Raw genomic sequence first — 23,315 nt, forward strand, 5'->3', positions numbered from 1 at the left:
GGACACTTCCGGCAAACGGAGGCAGGCAAAAAGTCGGTCGCCGTGCCTACACTCGATCTCGGAGGAGAGGAGGCTCGACGTGACCGACCCCTATCTGGTGCGCTACGTCGGCGGGCCCCTCGACGGGCGGGTCGACACGCTGACCGCGCCGACCGAGCCCCGGGAGACGGTCACCCACGTGCACCTGCACGAAGGACCCAAGATCGTCCACCACTACGACCTGTCCTACGCGGTCGAACTCGGCTGCGAGTACCGGTTGCGCGAGGACAGCGCCAGCGGCTGACCCGGTCCAGAGTGGAACGCCCGGGTCAGGGCGGGCAGACCGTGCCGTCGCGCGGGACCGTGCCGTCGCGCAGGAACGCCGTCGCCGCCTCCGTCGCGCACGGCGACACCGCCAGCGCGCCGTGTCCTGAGCCCTGCCAGGCCACCCCGACCCCGGTCGCCATGCGCTGCAACGCGCGCTCGGTGCCCTCCATGGGCGTGACGGGGTCGGCCGCGGTCGACAGCAGGACGATCGGCGGGGCCGTCTTGGCGGTCGCCTGCGGCACCGGCTTCGACGACACCGGCCACGGCCCGCACAGCGCCAACCACTGGGCAGAGAGTGCGCCGAAGACCGGATAGCGGTCGTGCAGTTCGCGCGTGGTCTGCTCGATCTGCTCGGTCGCCAGGCGGGACTTGGTGTCGTTGCACCGGACGACCAGCGTGCCGTCGAACGTGGCGGGCAGGTCCCCGGTGTCGGCGGCGACCTGGTCGACGAACCCGCCCAGGGCGACGTAGGAGCCGTCGCGGGCCTCGGCGATCGCGGTGGCCAGCTCGGGCCAGTCGGCGCGGTCGCGCAGGCCGTGCAGGACCGCGCGCAGCAGGATCCCGGCGCCCGGGCCGGTCAGGACCTCGGAGACGACCTCCCGCGCGCCCGGCTCCAGCGGGCACGAGCGGGCGGCGCAGTCCTCGGCGAAGGCGTCCAGCGTGGCCTCGGCCCCGGCCGCGACGCCGGTGACGACGACGCGGGCGTCCTCGTCGGGGTCGGGGTGTCCGTCCAGGACCATCCGCCCGACGCGGTCGGGGTAGCGCTCGGCGAACACCGACAGCACGCGCGAGCCCTCGCCGTGCCCGATGGCGTGCAGGTGCTCCATCCCCAACCCGACCCGCACCGCCTCGGCGTCGGCCGCCGTGCGCCAGGTGTCCAGCGCGGGCAGCCGCGACTCCAGCGCGATCGAGCAGTTCTGCCCGGCGCTGCGCGCCAGGTCGATCCAGTCGGTGACCTCCAGCGCGCGCGGGTCCGCGCCGAGAAGGTCCTGGCGCACGTCGGAGGGCACACAGCGCACGGCGTCGGAGTTGCCCGTACCCCGACGGTCGACGCCGACGAGGGAGAAGGCGGCGAGGAACTCCTTCGGCATCCGCGCGGCCAACTGGGCGGCGTAGAGGGTGCCGGGGAGGCCGTCGATGTCGTTGAACACGGCGATGGGGATCTCCCCGCTGCCCGCCCGCAACACCTGCATCCGCATGGTGCCGCGCCCGGGGGCGTAGGGGGAGTCGAGGACGCCGTTGACCCGCCCGCAGGCGATCTCCAGGTCCTGCGGCAACGCCAACTCGCCCAACCGCTCCCCGATCTCGGGCCCGCACTCGTTCCACCGCACGGACCCGGCACCCGGCTTCCCCAACGGCGGCACCCCGGCAGGCCCCGGCACCTCAGCGGAAGGCGGCGCGAACGTATCCCCACCCCGAACGACGATGGCGGGCCTGCTGGACGGCCCGGCGGTGCACGAAACCGTGAACGCCGCCACCATCACGCAGGCGACCAGACGCCTCAAGCACCCACCTCCCGACACTGCCGCCACCCTGCCATCCCCCCGGTGAGGACCGGGTGAACGGGGGCAATGGCAACCGCGCCCCCGCGGCGGCTGGTGGTGAGGGGGAGGGGACGGGAATTCGGGCTGGCGGGGGACAGGGCTCTCGGGCTGGCGGGGGAGGCCGGGCTGAGGCCACGGGCGTAGCCGAGCCGGTGATGAGGTCAGGTCAGGCGGTGGGGTGGGCGTGGTGGCGGGAGGTCGGGGTGGTGGGAGGTCGGGGTGGTGGTGGGGCTGGGGGTGATGACCGGGGTCGGGTGTGGTGACCAGGGGTTGGGTGTGGTGGCTGGGGGGTGGTGGGGCTGGTTGTGATGGCCGGGGTCGGATGTGGTGGCCGGGGGCGGTGGCGGGACGAGTGTGATGGCTGGTCCGGTGCGGTGGCAGGTGAGTGCTGGTGGGAGTCGAGTGCGGTGGGGGCGAGTGTGGTGGCGGGAGGTCGGGTGTGGTGGCGGGGCGAAGGTGGTGGCGGGAGATCGAGTCCGGCTGGCGGGCGTCGAGCCCGTTGCGGGGGTGTGCTGGGCGAGCGGGCCGCGTTGGCTGGTGAGTTGCCGGACTGAGGCGGCTGCTCGCTCCGGGGATCGGTGATGGCGCGGTGTGAGGGGGCATCGCCGATCCCTCTGCACTTCTCCTCGTGGGCAAGCGGGCCGCATGCATCCCTCCTGTCCACGCCGGGCCTGAGCGCGCGTGAACCAGCGCAGCCGAGGACAGGCCCAGTAGGACTTCTCCCACCCCATACGTAGGATGTTTCCGTGGTCATGGCGCGTGCGGAGTGGTTGGGGCGGTCGGGACGGTGGTGGGGGGTCGTCTCGGGGGTGCCGCGGCTTGTGGGGTCTGTGCCGCCCACCGTTCAGGTGTTGCTGGGGGTTATCAGCGTCCAGGTTGGTGGGGCGGTCGCCAAGACGTTGTTCGCCAGTGCTGGGCCGATGGGGGTCGTGACGCTGCGGTTGGTGTTCGCGGCGGGCATTCTGCTGTTGTTGTGGCGGCCGCGCGTCAAGCGGGAGGCGTTGGGGGTCGTCGTCGCCTACGGGCTTGTGTTGGCCTCCATGAACCTGTTGATCTACCTGGCGATCGCGCGCATCCCGCTCGGGGTCGCGGTGACCATCGAGTTCCTCGGGCCCCTGGCCGTCGCGCTCGTGGGGTCTCGGCGGGTGCTCGACGTCGTCTGGGCGCTGATGGCGGCCGCCGGGGTCGTGTTGCTCGCGCGGGCAGGCGGGGACGTCGACATCGTCGGGGTGCTGCTCGCCGCCGGGGCGGGTGTCTGCTGGGCCGGGTACATCCTGCTCAGCCACCGCATGGGGAGCCGGACCAGCGGCGGGGGCGGGCTGGCGCTCGGCATGGCCATCGGCGCGGTCGTCGCCGTGCCGTTCGGGGTGGCCGACGCGGGCTCGGCGCTGCTCTCGCCGACCGTGCTGCTGGCCGGGCTGGCCGTGGCGCTGCTGTCGTCGGTGATCCCGTACTCGCTGGAGCTGCAGGCGCTGCGCCGGATCCCGCCGAGGGTGTTCGGCGTGCTGATGAGCATCGAGCCCGCCGTGGCCGCGATCGCGGGCATGGTCGTGCTGAACGAGCTGCTGCACCCCGTCCAGTGGGTGGCGGTCTGCCTGGTCGTGGCCGCGTCCGTCGGCGTCACCCGGGCGGGCTAGGACCGCTCCTTGACCTCGCCCCGCAGCACCGCGTCCAGGTCGTAGCGGGCGGGCTCCTCCAACTGCTCGTACGTGCACGACGCGGGCTCGCGGTCGGGGCGCCAGCGGCGGAACTGCGCGGTGTGCCGGAACCGCCCGGGGTAGCCGCCCTCGGTGTGCTCGTAGGCGACCTCGACCACCTGCTCCAGCCGCAGCGGCACCCACGGCTGCTCGGTCGTGCGCCACCGGCTGACCGCGCCCGGCATCCGCAGCGCGTCGTGGTCGGCGTCGGCGGCGGCCCACGGGTGGTTCTCCCGGCCGCCGGGGATCAGCGGGGCCATCTCGGCGGCCAGCTCGCGGCGGCGCGCCGCCGGGAACGAGCCGACCACGCCGACGTGGTGCAGGTGACCCTCGTGGTCGTAGAGCCCCAGCATCAGCGACCCGACGGCCTCGCCCGGCTCGGTGTCCTTGTACCAGCGCAGGCCCGCGACCACGCAGTCCGCCGTGCGCGAGTGCTTGAACTTCAGCAGCGTGCGCTTGTTCGGGGTGTACTCGCCGTCCGCGGGCTTGCCCATCACGCCGTCGAGGCCCGCGCCCTCGAAGATCTCGAACCAGCGGCGGGCCAGGTCGGCCGAGCGGGTCACCGGGGTCAGGTGCACGCGCTCGCCGAGGGTCAGCGCGCCCTCCAGGATCTCCCTGCGCCGCACCGTCGCAATCTCCAGCAGCACGTCGTCGCCCAGGGCCAGGATGTCGAAGGCGATGTAGCGCGACGGCGTGGTCTCCGACAGCAGCGCGACCCGGCTCGCCGCCGGGTGGATGCGCTCGGCCAGCCGGTCGAAGTCCAGTCTGCCGTCGATGTCGACGATCAGCTCGCCGTCGACGACCGCCCGCTCCGGCAGCGCAGCCCGCAGCGCGGCCTCCGCCTCCGGGAAGTACCGGTTGAGCGGCTTGCCCGACCGCGACTGCAGGAACACCTCGTCCCCGTCGCGGAAGGCCAGACAGCGGAAGCCGTCGTACTTGGGCTCGAAGACCAGGTCGTCCCCGTCCGGGATGGACGGCACGGCCTTGGCCAGCATCGGTTGGACCGGCGGGGTCAGCGGAAGGGCCACGCGCCCCATCCTGCCTGATCAGCGCACGCGTGTCCGCCGCGCCGCGCCCAACTCCACGCGCACGGCCGTCGGCAGGGCGTCGACGCCGAGTGAGTCGCGGGCCCGGCGCAGCACCGAGTCGTCCAGCTCCTGCCACACCGCCTTGACGTCGGCGCCCTCGGTCAGCCACAGGCTCAGCCGCAGGGCGGGCGCGTCCCGCTCGCCGACCACGGCCGCCTTGGCCCGGTCGACCCCGGCCACCTGCTCGGCGTCGGCGGCGATGGCCGAGGAGAGCGCGCCGGAGGTGACGGTCAGGGCGTCGTCGAGGTGCAGGTCCGGGTGCGCCTCCGGCCGCAGCGCCCGCGCGGCGAGCCAGATGCCCAGGACGAGCAGCAGCAGACCCGCGGCGATGGCGGCGATCCTGGCCACCTCCGGCCACGCCGCGACGGTGTCCAGCGCGACCGGGTCCAGCACCGGCCGGGCCGCCCGGAACCGGCCGAGCCAGCCCGCGCCGACGACCAGGGCGAGGGCCCCGGCGAGCAGGGCGAGCAGGCCGACGACGCCGGTCAGGCCGCGTTCGGCGCGGTAGGAGCGGGCCACGGCACGCAGCGACGGCGTCATCGGTCCGCCTCCCCGGAATCAACCATGGTGGGCACGTTGGGCAGGCAGCCGCAGGCTGCGGGGGTTTCCGTGGCTGGCCCGCGTCCCGTTCCCCTCAGACGCGGTTGGCAGCCCCAGCACACGAGCGGGTTCATGAGCGGTCCCTCGGTGAGTCGACGACGACGCTGACGCGGGGCGTGCGGGCCAGCGGAAGATCCGCGAGCACCTCGCCGACGACGCCGGTCAGCCGCGGCCGCAGCGCCGACTCCGGCTCGATCGCGCTCGACGCCCGCACCCGCACCTTCCGCCGGGACGCGCTGACCGTCGCGCCGGAGACGTCGTCCTGGGCGCGCACCCGCGTCCCGACGATGCGGGCCAGCGACCGCGGCGAGGTCCGCACCGTCACCCCCGGCGCCGGGTCCAGCAGCGCCACGTCCCGCCTGCCCGTGGCCAGCGCGGCCACCAGCAGGAGCAGGCCCGCGACCGCGGTGATCAGGGCCGTCACCCGGACCGGCGTGCTCTCCCAGGTCAGCGTGCTCAGCTCAGCCCGCCACCGCGGCCACGGCACGACCAGCGGGCCCGCGTCCGGACGCAGCCACCGCCAGCCCACCTCCAGCGCCAGCAGGGCGCCCGCCGTGGCGATGGCCAGGGCCAGCAGCACCGCCACGATCCTCACGACCACGCGCACGGCTCACTCCACCCGCTTCCCTGTCGGCGCCACCAGGCCGGTGACCACGACCTCGACACGGCGCACCTGATAGCCGGTGACGCGCTCCACCTCGTCGGCGACCCTGGCCCGGACCGCGGCGGCCACGGACCGCAGCTCGGCGGGGTAGCGCAGGGCGAGTTCGACGCGCAGGCGCACCTGGGGGCCGTCGCCGTCGACGTCGGCCGCCGCCCCGTGCCGCCCCATGCCGAGCGTGCCCGCCGTGCGGGCGGCGCCGGGGGTGCTGTCCGCGGCCCGCTCGGCGACCCGCCGCACGACGGACGGGGCGATGGTGAGCGTGCCGCGGTCCTCCGGGCTCACTTGTCCTTGCCCCGGCCCGCGAACACGTCGGACAGGTCGAGCTCGCCGTCGATCACCCTGCCGATCACCAGGCCGACGAACCCGACGGCCAGGGTCACCAGGAAGGCGATGAAACCCTGGGTGGCCGCGAGGCCGAGGATGAGACCGGCGATGATGCCGGTCTGGGTGGCGTTCATGATTCCCCTTTGCGGATCAGCGAACCCTGGGCTTGCGGAAGCGCCGCGTGTACCAGCGGCGCACCCGGCGCGCGGCGCCGCGCACCCCGCGCGGCGGGTCGGCGCCCCCGACGACCGGGGCGTCGAAGCGGGCGTCGCGGCGCGCCCGCAGCTCGGCGAGCCCGGCGGCGAACGCCTCCGGGTCGCCCCCTCGGTCCGGGTGGTTGCGCCTGATGAACTCCCGGTACTCCGCGCGCCAGGTCACCGTGCCTCCACGTCGGACACGTGCACGTCGACCGGCACGCCGCCCGCGACACCGCGCACCAGCTCGCGCAGTTCGGCGGTGACGGCGGGGATGGGCCGGTCGGCGGTCAGCACGACCGCCACCTCGACCCCGCCCCGCGCATCCACCCCGACCCCGACGACGCGCCGCCCGGGCAGCGCGGTCGCGACGGTCCCGAACGGACCGCCGTCGAGCCGCACCACCGCCGGGTGCGCGAGCACCGCGGCGGCGAGCCGGTCGGCGATGTCGGACATCACTCGACCCGGGCCTGCGCCGCCTCGTCCCCGGTGCCGTTGTCGTCGGGCAGGTGGATGTCGTTGACGGAGATGTTGACCTCGATCACCTCGAGGCCCGTCATCCGCTCCACCGCGGTGATCACATTGCGGCGCACGGCGCGGGCCAGCTCGACGATCCCGGCGCCGTACTCGACGACCAGGTCGAGGTCGATCGCGGCCTGCTTCTCGCCCACCTCGACGGCGACGCCGGAGGTGGACACCGTCCCCGCGCCCGGGATGCGCTCGCGGATCGCGCCGAAGGCACGGGAGACGCCCCCGCCCATCGCGTGCACGCCGGACACCTCGCGGGCGGCCATGCCCGCGATCTTCTGCACGACGCCGGAGGCGATGGTGGTCTTGCCCTGGGACTGCTCGTCGCCCAGGCGTGCGGGCACGCCGCCCGCACGGGTGCTGGGGACGGACCCGGCGGACTCGGTCGCCGGGGTGTCGGATGTGGTGCTGGGCTGTGCCATGGTCGGCGGCTCCCTCTACGGCGTTGGAGAGATCTCTGCGGCCGGCCGGTTCCGCCGTCCGCACCCCTTGTGATGCCACCGCATGCGCGGATCTCCCGGCAAGTCACCCGATCGGGGGAGGAACCACGTCGACGACCCGGACGTCGACCCCGGTCGCCACCGGCCCGACCCGCTCGGCCAGTCCGGCGAGGACACTCGCGCGGACCCGCTCGGCCAGCGCGTCCGCCGCGACGCCGTAGCGCACGGCGAGTCCGATGTGGATCGTGTCGGCCTCGGTGCGCACCGCGCGCACGTGCCCGAGGCCCGCGACCGCGTCGGCGGCGACGCGGCGCACGACCATCACCACGACGTGGTCGGCGACCCGGACGCCCTCGGCGACGCCGTGATAGGTCCCGCCCGTCCCGCGCACGCCGCGCAGCACGTCGACCATGCGCTCGGCGAGCCCGGGCGGGGCGGGCGGCGGAGTGGCCGCCGCGGCGCGCACGTCGTCCCAGTGGCCGTCGAGACGGGCGAGTTCGGGGCCGCAGTGCGGGCAGGCGCGGGCGTGGCGGGCCAGGTCGGGGTCGGTGGCGGGGCCGTCGGCGGCCAGGCGCAGCAGGTCCTCGCTCCGGCGCCCGCAGGGCATGGCGGTCATCGCAGCTCCCTCAGCTTCGCCAACAGGGCCACCCTCGCCCGGTGCAGCCTGCGGTGCAAGACCGTGACCTCCACCCCCAGCACCTCGGCGACCTCGGCGTAGCTCAGCCCCTCGAACTCGCGCAGCACGAGCGGCACGCGCTGGCCGGGCTCCAGCCCGGCGATCGCCCGGTGCACGGCGGCGGCCCGCTCCCGCAGCAGCGCCTGGCCCTCCGGCGTCGGCCCCTGGTCGACGACCTCGACCCCGGTCAGCGACGCGGTCGGCCTGCGGCGGCGCAGATGGGCGACGGCGGTGTTGCTCACCACCCGGTAGAGCCAGGTGGACACCTTCGCCTCGCCGCGGAAGCCGGACAGGCCCCGCCACGCGGCGATCCAGGCGTCCTGCACGACGTCCTCGGCGTCGGCCGGGTCCCCGCACACGCGCAGGGCGACCCGGTACATCCGGTCGGTGTGGGCGCGCACGAGCGCGTCGAACGCGGCCGCGTCGCCCTGTGCGGCGCGCGCGGCCAGCGCCTCGTCCGACACTGTCACTGCCCCCGGCGATACCGCAGCATCAGGAAGCCGTCCTCGACCAGCAGGGACTCCAGGCGCAGCCGGGTGGGCAGGTGCGGCCGGGTGCCGACGGCGATGCGGCTGGGGCCGCCACCGGCGAGCATCGGCGAGACGGTCAGGTTGAGCTGGTCGACGAGGTCGGCGGCGACGAGCGCGCCGAAGAGCTCCGGCCCGCCCTCGCAGCACACGCGGTTCAGGCCGCGCTCGCCCAGCGCGGCGATGGCGGCCGCCGGGTCGACCTGGTCGTGCCCGGCGACGACGACCTCGGCGCCCGCGGCGGCCAGCGCCCGCCTGCGCTCGGCGTCGGCCGACTCTGCGGTGATGACGATCGGCGGGACGAGCGTGTCGGTGATCAGCGGGGAGTCCGGCGGGACGGAGCAGCGGCCGCTGACCACCGCGATCGGGGGGACCTCGCCGAGCCCGCGCGCCGACCGGCGCCGGTCGCGCAGCTCCCTGCGCTTGATGCCGCGGTAGCCCTCCGCGTGCGCGGTGCCCCAGCCGACGAGCACCACGTCGGCGAGGTCGCGGCCGAGGGCGAGGATCCTGCGGTCGCCCGGGCTGGACAGGCCGACGGACTTGCCCGACAGCTCCGCGCCGCCGTCGGCGCTGGCGACGAAGTTGACCTGCACGAACGGCGCGGTCAGGTCGGGCGGGTAGTCGTAGAGATCTTCCAGCGCGGTGTCGTCCACCACATCGGGAGGGGGCTGACCTGGGGAAACAGGGGGGAGCGGCCACAGCTTGTGCACCGGTCCATCCCAGCACGCCGCTACGCTGCCCGCATGCCGCCGTCCCGCCTCGCCGACCGCGAGCCCGTGCTCGCGCCCGAGGAGCTCGTCGCCGCGCTGACCCCGCCGCCTCGCTTCGGCGCGGTCTCGTTCGACACCTACCTGCCCAACCCGGACGAGCCCAGCCAGGCGGCCGCGGTCGCCGAGGGCCGGGCGTTCGCCGCACGGGTGGGCGCGCCCGCGCCCCGCTCGCTCATCCAGCGGCTGTTCGGCCGCGAGGAGCGCGGCAAGCCGGGCCTCTACCTCGACGGCGGGTTCGGCGTCGGCAAGACCCACCTGCTGGCCTCGCTGTGGCACGCGGCGCCCGGCCCGAAGGCGTACGGCACGTTCGTCGAGCTGACCCACCTGGTGGGCGCGCTCGGCTTCGCCGAGACGGTCCGGCGGCTCAGCGGGCACCGGCTGCTGGCCATCGACGAGTTCGAGCTGGACGACCCGGGCGACACCATGCTCGTGACCCGGCTGCTGGCCGAGCTGACCGACGCGGGCGTGGCCGTCGCGGCGACGTCCAACACCCTGCCGGACAAGCTGGGCGAGGGCCGCTTCGCCGCCGACGACTTCCTGCGCGAGATCCAGGCGCTCTCCGCGCGCTTCGACGTCGTCCGGGTCGACGGCCCCGACTACCGCCACCGCGGCCTGCCCGACGCGCCCGACCCGGTGTCCGACGCCGAGCTGGCGGCCAGGGCCGCCGCGCTGCCCGGGTCCACTCTGGACGACTTCGACGCGCTGTGCGCGCACCTGGCCCGGCTGCACCCGTCGAAGTACGGGCGGCTGGTCGACGGCGTGGCCGCCGTGCACCTGCGCGGCGTGCTGCCGCTCTCGGGCCAGGACGTGGCGCTGCGGGTGGTCGCCTTCGCCGACCGGCTCTACGACCGGGCCGTCCCGGTCGTGGTGTCCGGCGCGCCGGTCTCGGAGCTGTTCACCCCCGAGATGCTGCGCGGCGGCTACCGCAAGAAGTACCTGCGCGCGGTGAGCCGCCTGGTCGCGCTGTCCCGGGACGCCGTCGCCGCCTAGGGCCTGCGGCGGCGGCCCTCGCGGCTCTTGTGCTCGTCGATGAGCGCCCACACCGACACGCCCGACCCGTCCTCGCGGGCCCGCGCACCGGCCCGTTCGGGTTCGCCGCGTTCGGTGAGTTCGCGTCGGACCTGGTCGTAGATGGGTGTGTCGGTCACCGCCGTCCTTCCGCCGTTGATCGTCCTGAGCCCAGGTTACGCACGGTACGCCCTCGCTCGGGTAACGGCGCAGCGTGGTCCGGTAGCTACGTCGGGTGATCCGCCCGGGTGAAACGGCTACGCAGCGGCGTTTTCCGTGGCATCGCGCTCGCGGGGCCGTCGCGCGAGCGTCCCCCACAGGAAGGTGACGACCGCCGACGCCCAGAGCGCGCCGCCGAGGATGTCGGTCGCGTAGTGGTATCCCATGCCGACGATCGCCGTGCCCGCGACGGCGATCAGCGGGAGGGCGACCGCGATCCACCTCGGCCCCGCGGCGATGACCAGCACGGCGAGGATGGCCGCGAGGGCGGTGGTGTGGCCGCTCGGATAGGCGAGGTGGTCGCCGTGGACGCGGCCGAACGCGGGCTTGAGCGCCCAGGTGTTGAGCGCGACCGCGATCGCGGGGCCCGCCGCCGCCATCAGCGCGACCGAAAGGCGGCGGCGGGCCAGGACGACCGTCGCGGCGATGACGGACAGCGTGGCGACCGGGTGCGTGGTGAGGCTGAGCGTGTCCCACAGCGCCGACGGCCCGCCGAGGCGCGCGGCGATCCAGGTGTCGACGGCCGTGGGGCCCTCGCCCACGGCGATCCCCAGCACGACGGCCGCGACGGCGCAGGCCAGTGCCCAGATGAGCATGGGTGCAGTGTGGCCGACGGCCGGGGCCTCGGTGGAGCCGGTCGAACCCTGGACATCCAGTTAACTGGAGCTATTAGCCTTGATCGCACAGGCGAAAGGGGAAACAGTGCCAGTCGAGTTGAACCACACCATCGTCAACGCCACCGACAAGACGGTGTCGGCGCGCTTCCTGACCGAGATCCTCGGGCTGCCGGAGCCGGTCCCGTACGGGCCGTTCATGACCGTCCCGCTGGCCCACGACCTCACCCTCGATTACTACGAGACCCCCGCCCCGATCACCAGCCAGCACTACGCCTTCAAGGTGACCGAGGAGGACTTCGACGCGGTGCTGGCCCGCGTCGTCGACCGGGGCCTCAGCTACTGGGCCGACCCGTACCACCGCGAGGCGGGCCGGATCAACACCAACGACGGCGGCCGGGGGTTCTACTTCGAGGACCCCGACGGCCACAACCTCGAGGTGCTGACCCGCTCCTACGGGGCAGCGGTGTAGGCGGCGAACACCCGGTCGGCGGCCGCCTGGGCCTCGGCCGGGTCCGTGCCCGCGGCGACGCTGGCCTCGCGCCAGCGCTCGTTCGAGGCCCGCATGAAGGCGACCCCCTCCGCCGATGCCGTCCACTCGGCCGCCGAGGACGGCTCGACGGCGGGGGAGCCGGACAGGTGCTCGGCCAGGCCCATGATGCCGAGGTCCCAGCCGATGCCCACCGCGCCGGGGCCGTACTCGGCCCAGCGCTCGTCGTCGACGTGGGCGACGTGCTCCAGCTGGAACCGCACGCCCGCCTCCACCGGGGTCAGGGTGACCTCGATCCAGCTCACGTCACCGCCGAACTCCCAGGTGGCGGCGAAGGACGTGGGCGGGTCGCAGCGCTCGACGACGCCGCCCGCGTTGCCCTCCAGCTGGTAGCGCCCGCCCAGCCGCAGCTCGCCGGTGACGGGCAGGAACCAGCGCGGCAGGCGCTCGGGGTTGGTCAGGGCGTCCCAGACGTCCTCGACCTCGCCCTTGTAGGTCTGCGACACGGTGAGGACGCGGGCCTCGCCCGCCTCCAGCGTGCGCGAGCCGATGGTGCGCGACACGGCGTTGATCTGGTGGTCGACATCGATGGTCATGGCTTTCCTCTCTCACGGCGGCCGCGGGCCAGCTCGGTGGCCAGCGCGTCCAGGTGCGGCGTCCAGAAACGCCGGAAGCGGTCGAGCCACACGTCGACGTCGCGCAGCGGCGCGGAGTTCACCGAGTACAGCCGCCGCGTCCCGGCGGCGCGCACGGTGGTGAACCCGTTCTCCCGCAGCACGCGCAGGTGCTGGGAGACGGCTGGCTGGCTGATGCCGAACTCCGCCTGGATAGCCGCCGACACCGCACCCGAGGTCTGCTCGCCGTCGGCGAGCAGTTCCAGGATGCGGCGTCGGACGGGGTCGCCGAGGACGTCGAACGCGTGCACGGCGCCAAGCTATCAGCCGCTACTTATATAAGCAACCGCTACCGAAGACCGGCGTCGACGGCGTTCATCAGCACGCCGGTGTCGCCCGACATCTCCCAGGCCATCACCCCGAGCAGGCCGCGTTCGCGCACCCACGCGGTCTTCCTGGCGATCGCCCACGGATCGTCGAACGTCCACCACTGGTTGCCGTTGTAGCAATAGGTCGCCACCGCTGCCGTGTCGTGGTGGATCGTGCAGTTGGGGACCATGGCCAGCAGGTTCCCGTACCCCCGGGTGCCCGCCTCCTCGGCGAACTGCCCGGGCGCCGCGCCGGTCGCGGACTGCCACTCGCCGTTGCGGCCGCCGTTGGGCACGCCCTGCCAGCCGCGTCCGTAGAACGCCAGTCCGACGGTCAGCCGCCGTGGATCCACGCCCGCGTCGGTGTAGGCGTTGATCGCCGTCTCCACGCTGAACTTGTTGGTATACGGGTCATCGGCGTCCACGTAGAGGTTGCCCTGGTGGCCGGTGCGGTTGGGCTCCCACGAGTTGTCGCTGCCCGAGCCGTGGAAGTCATAACCCTGCACGTTGGCCACGTCCAGGTACTGGAAGATCTCCGGGACCTCCCAGCCCGCGGCCACCTTGCCCGGGTCGGCCGGGGTGAAGGCGTGCAGTTCGTAGCGCTTGCCGGTGGTGGCCGACAGCGCGTCGAGCTGGCGGCGGAACTCGGCCATCAGCAGCGTGTTGTTGCGCTTGTCGTTCGGGCTCCAGTGGTTGCCGGGGTGCCCGTCGGGGCTGCCCGGCCACTCCCAGTCGACGTCGATGCCGTCGAAGATGCCCGCGGCCGTGCCCGGCCCGCCCGCGCCGCCGTAGGGCTTGATGTTGCCCTTGATCCAGGTGTCGACGCAGGACGCGACGAACTTCTTGCGGGAGGCGTCGGTCGCGGCCACGTCGGAGAAGTACTTCGAGTACGTCCACCCGCCCAGCGAGACGAGGATCTTCAGGTTCGGGTACATCGTCTTGAGCTTGCGCAGCTGGTTCAGGTTGCCGCGCAACGGCTCCCAGCCGGTGTCCGCGACGCCGTCGACCGACTGCGACGCCGAGAACGGGCGGGAGTAGTCGGCCTCGGCGTCGCCTGCGCCGTCGCCCTGGTTCGGGTCCTGCGGGTTGGACGTCGTGCCCTTGGTGACCCCGGACAGGCAGGTCAGGTTCACCGGATCGATGTTCTGGAACGCGTACAGCAGGTGGGTCAGCTTGGCGGCGGCCCCGGAGGTGTGCAGGTTCTTGACGAAGTACTGCCTGCCGTAGATGCCCCACTGGACGAAGTAGGCGACCCGCGCGTACCCGTCCACGATGTCCCCTGTGGACACAGTGACGGCGGGGCTGGCCGCTGAGAGGTTGTCGTAGCCGTCCTTGGCGCGGACGGAGAAGCTGTAGGACGTGGACGGCGCGAGGCCGGTGATCTTCGCGCTCGTCCCGGCGACGGTCACCGGGTCGGCGCCCGCCCGCAGCACCTCGTAGCCCACCACGCCGGTGTTGTCGGTGGCGGCGTTCCAGCTCAGCGTGACGCTGCCGGAGTCGGCCGCCGTGGAGCGCAGCCCGGTCGGGACGGTCGGGGGCTGGGTGTCGTCGGCCGGGTTGTTCGTCGTCACCGCGAGCGGCGCGCTGTCCGGCGACGCGGTGCCCTTGGTGTCCTTCGCCCGCACGGTGAAGGTGTACGACGTGTTCGGCGTCAGGCCGGACACGGTCGCCGACGTCCCGGCCGTCGACGCCGCGACCGCGCCGCCCTGGAGGACGTCATAGCCCGCGACCGGCAGCGATCCCGCCGTGGACGCGGTCCAGCTGAGCGTCACCGACTTCGTCGTCTTGACGGTCGCGCGAACGCCGGTGGGCGCGGTCGGCGGGGTGTCCGGCGTGCCGTCGCAGTTGGCGTTGTCGATCCGGCACTGCGTCGGCTGCGCCGCCGCGCTGAGCCGGAACGTCGGGCTGTAGGGGTAGGTGGACCGGCCCGGGTGCACGGTGTTGATGTAGTACGCGGGCTTCAGCGTGACCTGGTTGCCCGTCTGCGTCACGGTGGCGTGCGATCCGGTGCTGGCGGTGACGCCTGCTGGCAGGGTGAAAGTGATGGCCCATCCGGTTACGGCGGCGGACCCGGTGTTGGTGACGGTGTACTCGCCGGTGGTCCCGGTGAGCGCGAGCGTGGCCCGCAGGCTCCCGTCGGCGGCGGCCGGGACGGCCGGGACGACCAGGGTGGCCAGGATCAGGCCGAGCAGGGCGATGAGCGGTCTGCGAACGCGGTTCATGGGCTGTGCTCCCCTCGCGGAAACAGCAACATGGTCTAGACCATGTGCCGAATGTAGCGAGGTCGAGCGCAGCGGGTCTAGACCAATCCGGCGTCAATCGGCGGGGCGAGCCCGGCCAGCGCGTGCCGCACCGAGCCGAGGTCGCCGTCGAACAGCCAGGTCACGGTGCCGTCCGCGGACTCGCGCCGGGCGTGCACGTGGTCGAGGTCGAACACCACGACGGTGTCCGCTGAGTCGTCCGACCACACCCGGCACGCCAGGAACCCGGCGAACTCGGTGGGCAGGCGGGACCACCCCTCGGCCATGAGGTGGCGGACGAAGTCGGTGAAGTCGGCGACGGTCGGCGTTGCGGCGGGCATGGCGGTCCTTCTCCGGTCGCGGGGTGGCCGGTCCGCTGGTCGCACCGCCGCGGGCGGCGGCGGTCGGGGGCGCGGCGTGCGGACCGGCCACGCGGACGCCGCCGAGCGAGGGAGGCGGCGTCGGGGTTCGGAGCGGGTTTCGGGCTCTGGAACGTCACCCGCGAGCCCCTTTCCGAACGCTGGTGGCCGGGGAGCGCCCGCCTGCGCGACTGGGCGTCCGGGAGCGGACGGGGCTCCCCGGGCGGGAGGCGTGCTCCCACGCGGGAAACGCTAGGTTGTAGTGCACTACATTGGCGAGTCCTTCGATTGGGTGAACTCCCATTACTTGCGGATGCGGCAAGCTGAGCGCAGCCATTCGACGAAGGGGGTCCACTGTGGTCGCCAGCAGTCCCACCGTCCTGAAGCGGTGGATCGCGTTCGAGCTGCGCAGGCTGCGCGAGCGCGCGGGCATCGGCCGCGAGCAGGCCGCGGCGGCGATCCACGGCAGCGTCACCAACATCGGCCACATGGAGGTCGGCCGGTCGCTGCCCGGGCCGCTGGAGCTGGAGCGCCTGCTGGAGCTCTACGGCGTGCCCGAGCGCATCGAGTTCTGGCGGGAGCTGCGGCTGCGCGCCAAGAAGGGCAAGGACTGGTGGATCGGCTTCGGCGACGTCGTGCCCGACTACTTCTTCCTGTTCCTCGGCCTGGAGTGCAGCGCGCGGCAGATCGAGAGCTGGGACGCCCACATCGTGCCGGGTCTGTTCCAGACCCCGGACTACGCCCGCGCGGTCTTCCGCGGGCTCCGGCCGGGACTGTCGGAGGCGGAGATCGACCAGCAGGTGGAGCTGCGGCTCGCCCGGCAGCACGAGGTGCTCGACGCTGAGTCACCGCCGGTGGTGTGGCGGGTGATCGCCGAACCCGCGATGCGGTGGGAGGTAGGCAGCCGGGACACGTTGCGTGCACAGCTACGCTCTCTGCTGGAACTGGCCGAGAAGCCGAACATCGAACTCCAGGTGCTGCCGTTCTCCGCGGGCGCGCACATCGGGGTCGACGGGACGTTCAGCCTGCTGACGTTCCCGGCTGAGTTGGAGAACGACCAAGGGGTGGTCTTCGCGGAGACGCGGGTGAAGGGCTACTACTACGAGGAGCCCGAGCAGATCACCCGGTACCGCGACGCTTTGTCGAGGTTGCGGGTGCAGGCGATCAGCCCGGCGGAGTCTCCGGCGTACATCCACCGGATAGCGAAGGAGTTGTGAGCATGAGGTTCCAGGAGGTCGCCGGTGGCCTCCCGGCCATGACGCGGTGGCGCAAGTCGACGTACAGCGCCGAGAACGGGTGTGTCGAGGTTGGACCGTCCGTTGCTGCCGTCGGCGTGCGGGACACGAAACTGGGCGCGGTGAGCCCGGTGCTCGTGTTCCCGCGTCCCGCGTGGTCGGAGTTCACCGTCAGCCTGCGCTGAGGCAGGTCATGGAGTGCCCCGGTCCACACGCTGCGTGGACCGGGGCACTCGGTGGCCGGACGCCCAAACCGATGATGCCTCACGATTCGGTGACCCGCCAGCCGGTAGGTTGACGCCATGGGGGAGCGTCGCGTGCCGTATGCCGATCCCGGTCGACCCGACATCCGCGGCCCCGGACGGTTCCTGTGGTGGCTCGCGATCGCGCAGTGGCGGCAGTCGGCCCAGGGCACGCTCTGGGGCACCCTCTGGATGTGCGGGCTGATCCTCCCGCCGTACCTGGTGCAGCGCGCGATCGATGACGGCCTGCGCGCGGGCGACCGGTCCGCGCTGCTGGGCTGGACGGCCGCGATCGCCGCGGCCGGGCTCTTCGACGCCACGGTCGCCTGGATGCGCCACCGCACCATGACGCTGGTGCGCGGCGACGCCATGTACCGAACGGTGCAGGTCGTGGTGCGGCACGTGGTCCGGCTCGGCGCGGAGTTCCCGCGCAGTCTCTCCGCAGGCGAGCTGGCCAGCGTGCAGGCCACCGACATGCAGCGCATCTCCTGGGTGATGACCTCGACCGGGCCGGGCGTCGGCGCGGTCGTGGCGTACGCGCTCACGGCGGTCGTGCTGTTCGACGTCTCCTGGCTGCTCGCTGTCGTCGTGCTGCTCGGGGTGCCGGTGATGGCGGTGACGCTCGGCCCGCTGCTGCGGGGGCTGCGCGGCCGGGAGAGCGGCTACCGCGAACGGCAGGGCGCGCTCACCGCGCGGACGGCGGACATCGTCGCCGGGCTGCGCGTGCTCTGCGGCATCGGCGGCAAGGACGTCTTCGCCCGGCGCTACCACGCCGACTCCGCCGCGCTGTGCGCCGACGGGTACCGGGTCGGGGCGATCACCAGCTGGGTACAGGCCGTCGGGGCCTGCCTGCCGGTCGTCTTCCTCGCCGCCGTCACCTGGATCGCCGCGCGGCTGACCGCGGCGGGCACGATCACGGTGGGCGAGATGGTCGCCGTCTACGGCTATGTCGCCGTGCTGGTCGTCCCGGTGAGCTTCCTCATCGAGGGCGCCGACGACATCTCCCGCGGTCTGGTCTCCGCCGAGCGGGTGGTCGCCGTGCTGTCCGTGCCGGTCCCGGAACGGGAGAACACCGCGCCCGCGCCGGTGTGCGCACCGCTGACCGATCCCTCCGGGGTCCGCGTGGAGCCCGGGGTGCTGACCGCCCTGGCCAGCACCGATCCGACGCCGGTGGTCGAGCGCCTGGGCGGCTATGCGCCCGGCGCGTGCTGGGGCGACGTCCCCGTGCCGGACGTCGCCGACCTCCGGGCGCGCGTGGTGGTGTCCGACGATTCCGCCTACCTGTTCCCCGGTCCGCTGCGCGCGGTGCTAGGCGGCGACGAGCCGACGGCGGCGATCCGGGCCGCGGCCGCCGAGGACATCGTGGAGACCCTGCCCGACGGGCTGGACACCGTGGTGGAGACGCAGGCCAGGAACCTCTCCGGGGGCCAGCGCCAGCGGCTGCGGCTGGCCAGGGCCCTGCTCGCCGACCCGGACGTGCTGATCCTGGTCGAACCGGCGTCGGCAGTGGACGCGCACACCGAGGCCGCGATCGCCGACGGCGTGGCCGACTACCGCAAGGGCCGCACGACGGTGCTGGTCACGACATCGCCCCTGCTGCTCCAAAAGGCCGACCGCGTGTGCTTCGCCCACGACGGCAGGGTTGTCGAGGGCACGCACGCCGAGTTGCTGGGGGACGCGGACTATCGCGCGCTGGTCGAGAGGGAGGCGTGATGACCGCGTTCCCGGTGGCGGACCGGCGCGCGTCCCGCCGGGCCCGGCGGGAACTCCTGCGGGGCGAGCGGTGGCCGATGGCCGGGGTGCTGGCGCTGACGGTCGCGGCGGCGGCCGCGGGGCTGGTCGCACCTTGGCTGCTCAGCCGGATCATCGGCCTGGTCGAGGACGGCGGGGCGACCCCGGACGCGGTCGACGCGCTCGCGGGCGCGATCGTCGGGTTCGCGCTGCTGCAACTCGTGCTGACCCGGCTGGCGCGGCGGGCAGCGCACCGCATGGGGGAGCGGGCGACGGCCCGGCTGCGCGACGGCCTGGTCGACCGCGTCCTCGCGCTGCCGACCGGGGTGGTGGAGCGCGCCGGGACCGGCGACCTGGTGACCCGCTCTACCGCCGACGTCGCCGCGGTCGGGGCGACGCTGCGCGACGCCGCGCCGGACCTGCTGGTCGCCGCGGCGCAGGTGCTGCTCGTGCTCGGCGCGGTGTTCCTCCTGGACCCGGTGCTCGGGCTCGCCGCCGTCTCCGGGCTCCCGATCGTGGCGCTCGGGGTGCGGTGGTACCGCCGCCGCACGCGTCCGGCGTACCTGGAGCACGGGCGGGCGAGCTCGGCGGTGGCCGAGTCGATGTCGGCCACCGCGGAGGGCGCGCACACCGCGGAGGCGTACGGCCTGGCCGATGAGCGCGTGCGGGACTGCGATCAAGCCGTCGACGCGGTCTACCACACGCGTTATCGCACGCTCGCCTTGCGGCTGCGGGTGTTCCTCACCATCAACCTGGGCCACGTGACGCCGCAGCTGGTGGTGCTGACGGCAGGCGGCTCGATGTACTTCGCTGGCCGGGTCGGGCTGGGCGAGCTCGTCGCCGCGGTCCTGTACGTCTGGCAACTCGCCGACCCGGTCAGCCGGGTGGGCCTGTGGCTGGAGCAGATCGAGGCGAGCATGGCCGCCATGGCCAGGATCGCCGGGGTGGCCGCGCCCGAGGAGCCCGCGGGCGGCGCGGTTCCCCACGACGACCGCGTCCGGCTCAGCGGCGTCCGCTTCGCCTACGTGCCGGGGCGGGACGTGCTGCACGGCATCGACCTCGCGGTGCGGCCGGGGGAGCGGCTGGCGATCGTCGGGCCGTCCGGGGCCGGGAAGTCCACCGTGGGCAGGCTCATCGCGGGCATCGACCGGCCGCGCGAGGGGCGGGTGCTGCTGGGCGGGGCGCCGGTGGCCGACATCGACCCCGCCGAGCGCAACCGGCTGGTCGTCCTGGTCACCCAGGAGCACCACGTGTTCATCGGGACGCTGCGGGAGAACCTGGCCATCGCCGACCCCGACGCCGACGACGCCGCGCTGCTGGCCGCGCTCAGGACGGTCGGCTGGCCGGACGCGGACCTCGACGCGCCGCTGAAGGGCCTGCCGCCTGACAAGGCCCAGCTGCTCGCCCTGGCCCGCGTCGTCCTGCGCGACCCGCACACCGTCGTCCTCGACGAGGCGACCTCCGTGCTGGACCCGCGCTCGGCGCGGGCGACCGAGCGGGCCGTCGCGGCGGTCCTGAGTGGACGGACCGTCATCGCGATCGCGCACCGCCTGCACACCGCGCACGACGCCGACCGGGTCGCCGTGGTCGACCACGGCCGGATCACCGAGTTGGGCTCACACGACGAGCTGATGGCCGCGAACGGCCCGTACGCGAGCCTGTGGCGGTCCTGGCACGGGTGAGCTACCAGGGCGGGCGCGCGGTGATCCCGCCGTCGACCGCGATGTCCTGCCCGGAGACGAACGACGCGAGGGGCGAGGCGAGGAACACGCACACGTCGCCGACGTCGGCCGCCGTGCCGAGCCTGCCCAGGGGCACGGTCTCCCGCCACCGCTCGACGCCCTCCGGCCACTCGTCGACCAGCCCCGGCCGGTCGATGAGGCCGGGGGAGACGGTGTTGACCCGGATGCCCGCGCGCCCGTACTCCAGGGCCGCCGCGCGGGCGTGCATGACCAGGGCCGCCTTGGACGCGCTGTAGTGGGCGTGGCCCTCCGCGGGCGCGTGCGCCTGGATCGAGGCGATGTGGGTGACCGACCCGCCGCCCGCGCGGGCCATGACCTTGGCCGCGGCCTGGGTGCAGGCGAACGCCGAGGTGACGTTGGTGTCCACAACGGACCGCCAGTCCGCCGCGGTCATGTCCGCCAGCGCGAGGTCCGGCTGGATGCCCGCGTTGTTGACCACGGCGTCGAGGCGACCCGCCCAGCCAGCCGCCTCCGCGACGAGCCGGGCGCACTCGGCCTCGACGGCGAGGTCCGCCCCGATCGCCACGGCCCGCACGCCCAGGTCGGCGGCCAGCGCCTCGGCGGCGGCGCGGTTGCGGTGGTAGTGGGCCACGACCGCGGCGCCCGCCTTGGCGAACCGGCGGGCGATCCCGGCTCCGACCCCGCCGCTGGCCCCGGTCACCAGGACGGTGGCGCCACGCAGGTCGATCACGAGTCCACCCCCGGCGGCATCGCGGTCGGGGCGCCGGTGCGGGACAGGGCGCGGATCAGGTCGGCGTGCCGCGGATAGGCCAGTGCCAGGACCTCGGGGTCGCCGCCGCTGTAGTCCGACGGCACGAAGCCCGGGGCCATCGTGGTGCCGCACAGCGCCCACTTGCCGCCGGGCCTGACCCGCGCGCCCATCCAGGTGCCCGCGGGGACGGTGAACTGCACGTGCTGGCCGTCGAGGACGTCGGGGCCGAGCACCTCGACGCGGCCGTCCGAGCCGAGCAGCAGCAGTTCGACGGGATCGCCGAGATAGCGGTGCCAGACCTCGTCGACCGGGAGCCGGTGCATGGCGGAGAACCCGTCGCCCTCGGTCAGCAGCACCAGGATCGCCGAACCGGCGGGACGGCCAGCGGAGACCGCGCCCGCCCAGGTCCGCCGGTACAGTCCGCCTTCTGCGGGGAGTGGCACGAGCCCGAACCGGGCGGCGATGTCGTCGGCGGTGACCTCCATGGGGATCACAGTACGTGAACTCCCGGAAGCGGCCCGGGGAACGCTCGCGGGCCAGGTGACAGCAGGTCGTCGCCGGGGGAGCGGTGTAAGGAGGAGGATGAGCACCGATCCCGACCGGGCCGCCGCGCTGCCGACGGCGGCCCGTGCCGCGACGATCGTGGCCGTCGGGCGAGAGGAGGAGCGAGACCAGTGACGGTGGCGCGTTTCCCCGCCCCCGGCGACCGGCGCGGCGGGGACGACCCCGAGCCGGGCGAGCAGGCGAGCCGGGCGCCCGACCGCTCGCCCACGGCGGGGGTATGCGCCGTCGAGCCGCCATGCTGAGCGGGGTCCCGGCGAGCCCGGGGACGGCGGTCGGCCCGCTGGCCCGGCTCGCCCCCGCGCCGGTGCTGCCCGCCGAGCGCCCCGAGCCCGGCCCGGACGAGCACGCGCGCGCCATGGCGGCTCTGGACACCGTTGTGTCCGAACTGGAGGGTCGCGCAGCCGGGTTGTCCGGGGACCTCCGGGACATCATGGACACCCAGGTGATGATGGCCCGCGATCCGGCCCTGGCGGCGGGCGTCCGCGCGGCCGTCGAGCGGGGACTGCCCGCGGCGTGGGCGGTGCACGAGGCATTCGACGTGCACCTGGAGGCGCTGTCGGCGGTGGGCGGCTACCTGGGCGAGCGGGTCGGCGACCTCGCGGACCTGCGCGACCGGGCGGTCGCCGTCCTGCTCGGCCTGCCCCGGCCCGGCCCGCCGTCGGACGACACCCCGCACGTGCTGGCGGCCGTCGACCTCGCGCCCGCCGACACGGTCGTGCTGGACCCGGCGCGCGTGCTGGCGATCGTGACCGAGAAGGGCGGGCCGACCAGCCACACCGCGATCGTCGCGCGGGCGCTGGGGATTCCCGCCGTCGTCGCCTGCCCCGCGGTGGCCGCGGTGGCGGAGGGCACGCGGGTGATCGTGGACGGCGGCGCGGGGACGGTCGCCGTGGACCCGTCCGATTCCGAGGTGGCGCGGGTCCGCGCCGCGGCGCGGGAGCGGGCGGACGACCTCGCCGCGCACACCGGGCCGGGCCGCACGGCGGACGGGCACCCGGTGGCGCTGCTGCTCAACGTCGGCGGCGGGGACGCTGGAGGAGCGGTGGACGCCGAGGGCGTCGGCCTGTTCCGCACGGAGTTCCTGTTCCTCGACCGCGCGACCGCGCCGTCGTTCGACGAACAGCGCGCCGCCTACAGCGCGGTGTTCTCCGCCTACCCGGGTCGTCCGGTGGTGGTCCGGACCCTCGACGCGGGCGCGGACAAGCCGCTGCCCTTCGCGACGGCGGGCGACGAGCCCAATCCCGCGCTCGGCGTCCGTGGCTACCGGATCGCCCGGCGCGACCCCGCGCTGCTGGACACCCAGCTGGCCGCGATCGCCGCGGCCGCCGCCGAGTGCCGGGCCGACGTGCGGGTCATGGCGCCGATGATCGCCACCCCGGCCGAGGCCGCCGCCTTCGCCGCCGCGGCCAGGGGAGCGGGCCTGGCCGCGGTCGGGGTGATGGTCGAGATCCCGGCCGCCGCCCTGCGCGCCGCCGCCATCCTCGCCGAGGTCGACTTCGTCAGCGTCGGCACCAACGACCTCGCCCAGTACACCTTCGCCGCCGACCGGACGCTCGGAGAGCTCGGCGACCTGCTGGACCCGCGCCAGCCCGCTCTGCTGTCCCTGGTCGCCGCCGTCGCCTCGGCGGGCCGCGCGGCGGGCAAGCCGGTCGGGGTCTGCGGCACGGCCGCGGGCGACCCCGGCCTCGCGCCGGTGTTCGCGGGCATGGGCGTCACGAGCCTGTCCATGCCCGCCGCGCTGGTCCCCGCCGTCCGCGCCGCCCTGCGCGCCCACACCCTCGCCGAGTGCGCGGACCTCGCCGCAGCGGCCGTCCGGTGA

30 protein-coding genes are annotated in these 23,315 nt (G+C 74.2%); 10 read left to right on the top strand and 20 right to left on the bottom strand.

Annotated elements, in window-relative coordinates; translation table 11 throughout:
- Positions 1-79: 79 nt before the first annotated feature.
- Complete coding sequence (locus Actkin_RS08720) at positions 80-283, top strand: DUF8847 domain-containing protein (protein ID WP_189213187.1); 204 nt, start codon at positions 80-82, stop codon at positions 281-283.
- A 25-nt stretch (positions 284-308) separates the two neighbouring features.
- Here the strand turns inward: Actkin_RS08720 and Actkin_RS08725 are convergent, their stop codons facing one another.
- Entirely contained in the window at positions 309-1,637 is a 1,329-nt protein-coding gene (locus Actkin_RS08725; protein WP_189213186.1) for an alpha/beta fold hydrolase, read from the bottom strand.
- Positions 1,638-2,770: 1,133 nt separating this feature from the next.
- Between Actkin_RS08725 and Actkin_RS08730 the strand changes: the two genes are divergently transcribed.
- Positions 2,771-3,487, top strand: a complete 717-nt coding sequence (locus Actkin_RS08730; protein WP_373292458.1) for an EamA family transporter — start codon at positions 2,771-2,773, stop codon at positions 3,485-3,487.
- Here the strand turns inward: Actkin_RS08730 and Actkin_RS08735 are convergent.
- The 11 genes from Actkin_RS08735 to Actkin_RS08785 form a co-directional block, all read right to left on the bottom strand.
- Positions 3,484-4,584, bottom strand: coding sequence for an ATP-dependent DNA ligase (locus Actkin_RS08735; protein WP_396122950.1), 1,101 nt, complete (start codon positions 4,582-4,584; stop codon positions 3,484-3,486). The genes Actkin_RS08730 and Actkin_RS08735 overlap by 4 nt on opposite strands.
- Positions 4,585-4,593: 9 nt before the next feature.
- Positions 4,594-5,175, bottom strand: a complete 582-nt coding sequence (locus Actkin_RS08740) for an alkaline shock response membrane anchor protein AmaP (protein ID WP_258906628.1) — start codon at positions 5,173-5,175, stop codon at positions 4,594-4,596.
- Positions 5,176-5,305: 130 nt separating this feature from the next.
- The gene (locus Actkin_RS08745) at positions 5,306-5,842 is read right to left on the bottom strand and encodes a DUF6286 domain-containing protein (RefSeq protein WP_258906629.1); all 537 of its coding nucleotides are present in this window, start codon (positions 5,840-5,842) and stop codon (positions 5,306-5,308) included.
- 3 nt (positions 5,843-5,845) lie between these two features.
- Positions 5,846-6,181 (bottom strand): Asp23/Gls24 family envelope stress response protein, encoded by a 336-nt coding sequence (locus Actkin_RS08750; protein ID WP_258906630.1) that lies wholly within the window; start codon positions 6,179-6,181, stop codon positions 5,846-5,848.
- Positions 6,178-6,357, bottom strand: coding sequence for a hypothetical protein (locus Actkin_RS08755; RefSeq protein ID WP_189213181.1), 180 nt, complete (start codon positions 6,355-6,357; stop codon positions 6,178-6,180). The genes Actkin_RS08750 and Actkin_RS08755 overlap by 4 nt, the downstream gene beginning before the upstream one ends.
- A 16-nt stretch (positions 6,358-6,373) precedes the next feature.
- The gene (locus Actkin_RS08760; RefSeq protein WP_189213180.1) at positions 6,374-6,601 is read right to left on the bottom strand and encodes a hypothetical protein; all 228 of its coding nucleotides are present in this window, start codon (positions 6,599-6,601) and stop codon (positions 6,374-6,376) included.
- Positions 6,598-6,873, bottom strand: coding sequence for a hypothetical protein (locus Actkin_RS08765; protein ID WP_258906631.1), 276 nt, complete (start codon positions 6,871-6,873; stop codon positions 6,598-6,600). The genes Actkin_RS08760 and Actkin_RS08765 overlap by 4 nt, the downstream gene beginning before the upstream one ends.
- Positions 6,873-7,367, bottom strand: coding sequence for an Asp23/Gls24 family envelope stress response protein (locus tag Actkin_RS08770; RefSeq protein WP_258906632.1), 495 nt, complete (start codon positions 7,365-7,367; stop codon positions 6,873-6,875). The genes Actkin_RS08765 and Actkin_RS08770 overlap by 1 nt, the downstream gene beginning before the upstream one ends.
- Positions 7,368-7,470: 103 nt before the next feature.
- Entirely contained in the window at positions 7,471-8,001 is a 531-nt protein-coding gene (locus tag Actkin_RS08775) for a hypothetical protein (RefSeq protein WP_258906633.1), read from the bottom strand.
- Positions 7,998-8,525: an RNA polymerase sigma factor gene (locus Actkin_RS08780; protein WP_396122980.1), complete on the bottom strand. Its 528-nt coding sequence runs from the start codon at positions 8,523-8,525 to the stop codon at positions 7,998-8,000. Before Actkin_RS08780 ends, Actkin_RS08775 begins: the two co-directional genes overlap by 4 nt.
- Before the next feature lie 2 nt (positions 8,526-8,527).
- Positions 8,528-9,244: a pyrimidine reductase family protein gene (locus tag Actkin_RS08785; RefSeq protein ID WP_258906635.1), complete on the bottom strand. Its 717-nt coding sequence runs from the start codon at positions 9,242-9,244 to the stop codon at positions 8,528-8,530.
- An 87-nt stretch (positions 9,245-9,331) separates the two neighbouring features.
- Between Actkin_RS08785 and zapE the strand changes: the two genes are divergently transcribed.
- Positions 9,332-10,348 (top strand): cell division protein ZapE, encoded by a 1,017-nt coding sequence (zapE, locus tag Actkin_RS08790; RefSeq protein ID WP_189213174.1) that lies wholly within the window; start codon positions 9,332-9,334, stop codon positions 10,346-10,348.
- Here the strand turns inward: zapE and Actkin_RS08795 are convergent.
- Both Actkin_RS08795 and Actkin_RS08800 read right to left on the bottom strand, forming a co-directional pair.
- A complete protein-coding gene (locus Actkin_RS08795) occupies positions 10,345-10,506 on the bottom strand; it encodes a hypothetical protein (RefSeq protein WP_189213173.1) in 162 nt (53 codons plus the stop codon). The genes zapE and Actkin_RS08795 overlap by 4 nt on opposite strands.
- 117 nt (positions 10,507-10,623) lie before the next feature.
- Positions 10,624-11,181: a phosphatase PAP2 family protein gene (locus Actkin_RS08800; RefSeq protein ID WP_258906636.1), complete on the bottom strand. Its 558-nt coding sequence runs from the start codon at positions 11,179-11,181 to the stop codon at positions 10,624-10,626.
- 106 nt (positions 11,182-11,287) lie between these two features.
- On the opposite strand from Actkin_RS08800, the gene Actkin_RS08805 reads away from it, so the two are divergent.
- Positions 11,288-11,671 (top strand): VOC family protein, encoded by a 384-nt coding sequence (locus Actkin_RS08805; protein ID WP_258906638.1) that lies wholly within the window; start codon positions 11,288-11,290, stop codon positions 11,669-11,671.
- Here the strand turns inward: Actkin_RS08805 and Actkin_RS08810 are convergent.
- The 4 genes from Actkin_RS08810 to Actkin_RS08825 all read right to left on the bottom strand — a co-directional run bounded on the left by Actkin_RS08810 (position 11,653) and on the right by Actkin_RS08825 (position 15,252).
- Positions 11,653-12,285 carry an SRPBCC family protein gene (locus Actkin_RS08810; RefSeq protein WP_189213170.1) on the bottom strand — a complete coding sequence of 211 codons (633 nt, stop codon included), beginning with the start codon at positions 12,283-12,285 and terminating at the stop codon, positions 11,653-11,655. The genes Actkin_RS08805 and Actkin_RS08810 overlap by 19 nt on opposite strands.
- Positions 12,282-12,614 carry an ArsR/SmtB family transcription factor gene (locus Actkin_RS08815; protein WP_258906639.1) on the bottom strand — a complete coding sequence of 111 codons (333 nt, stop codon included), beginning with the start codon at positions 12,612-12,614 and terminating at the stop codon, positions 12,282-12,284. Before Actkin_RS08815 ends, Actkin_RS08810 begins: the two co-directional genes overlap by 4 nt.
- Before the next feature lie 38 nt (positions 12,615-12,652).
- On the bottom strand, positions 12,653-14,893 hold the full coding sequence (locus Actkin_RS08820; protein ID WP_258906640.1) for a glycosyl hydrolase family 18 protein: 2,241 nt from the start codon (positions 14,891-14,893) through the stop codon (positions 12,653-12,655).
- Positions 14,894-14,970: 77 nt separating this feature from the next.
- Positions 14,971-15,252: a hypothetical protein gene (locus Actkin_RS08825; protein WP_189213167.1), complete on the bottom strand. Its 282-nt coding sequence runs from the start codon at positions 15,250-15,252 to the stop codon at positions 14,971-14,973.
- A gap of 374 nt (positions 15,253-15,626) precedes the next feature.
- Between Actkin_RS08825 and Actkin_RS08830 the strand changes: the two genes are divergently transcribed.
- The 4 genes from Actkin_RS08830 to Actkin_RS08845 all read left to right on the top strand — a co-directional run bounded on the left by Actkin_RS08830 (position 15,627) and on the right by Actkin_RS08845 (position 20,160).
- Entirely contained in the window at positions 15,627-16,487 is an 861-nt protein-coding gene (locus Actkin_RS08830) for a helix-turn-helix domain-containing protein (protein WP_189213166.1), read from the top strand.
- 2 nt (positions 16,488-16,489) lie between these two features.
- Entirely contained in the window at positions 16,490-16,690 is a 201-nt protein-coding gene (locus tag Actkin_RS08835; RefSeq protein ID WP_189213165.1) for a DUF397 domain-containing protein, read from the top strand.
- 117 nt (positions 16,691-16,807) lie between these two features.
- A complete protein-coding gene (locus Actkin_RS08840) occupies positions 16,808-18,460 on the top strand; it encodes an ABC transporter transmembrane domain-containing protein (protein WP_258906641.1) in 1,653 nt (550 codons plus the stop codon).
- Positions 18,460-20,160: an ABC transporter ATP-binding protein gene (locus Actkin_RS08845; protein ID WP_258906642.1), complete on the top strand. Its 1,701-nt coding sequence runs from the start codon at positions 18,460-18,462 to the stop codon at positions 20,158-20,160. The genes Actkin_RS08840 and Actkin_RS08845 overlap by 1 nt, the downstream gene beginning before the upstream one ends.
- A 1-nt stretch (position 20,161) precedes the next feature.
- Here the strand turns inward: Actkin_RS08845 and Actkin_RS08850 are convergent, their stop codons facing one another.
- The gene (locus tag Actkin_RS08850; protein WP_258906643.1) at positions 20,162-20,911 is read right to left on the bottom strand and encodes an SDR family NAD(P)-dependent oxidoreductase; all 750 of its coding nucleotides are present in this window, start codon (positions 20,909-20,911) and stop codon (positions 20,162-20,164) included.
- Positions 20,908-21,417, bottom strand: coding sequence for a cupin domain-containing protein (locus Actkin_RS08855; RefSeq protein ID WP_189213161.1), 510 nt, complete (start codon positions 21,415-21,417; stop codon positions 20,908-20,910). Before Actkin_RS08855 ends, Actkin_RS08850 begins: the two co-directional genes overlap by 4 nt.
- 189 nt (positions 21,418-21,606) lie before the next feature.
- Here Actkin_RS08855 and Actkin_RS08860 point away from each other — a divergent pair, with 189 nt between their 5' ends.
- Together Actkin_RS08860 and Actkin_RS08865 are read left to right on the top strand one after the other, a co-directional pair.
- A complete protein-coding gene (locus tag Actkin_RS08860; protein ID WP_258906644.1) occupies positions 21,607-21,738 on the top strand; it encodes a hypothetical protein in 132 nt (43 codons plus the stop codon).
- Positions 21,732-23,315, top strand: a complete 1,584-nt coding sequence (locus Actkin_RS08865; RefSeq protein WP_258906645.1) for a putative PEP-binding protein — start codon at positions 21,732-21,734, stop codon at positions 23,313-23,315. The genes Actkin_RS08860 and Actkin_RS08865 overlap by 7 nt, the downstream gene beginning before the upstream one ends.

The organism is Actinokineospora sp. UTMC 2448, from assembly GCF_024760565.1.
GTDB classification, from domain to species: domain Bacteria; phylum Actinomycetota; class Actinomycetes; order Mycobacteriales; family Pseudonocardiaceae; genus Actinokineospora; species Actinokineospora fastidiosa.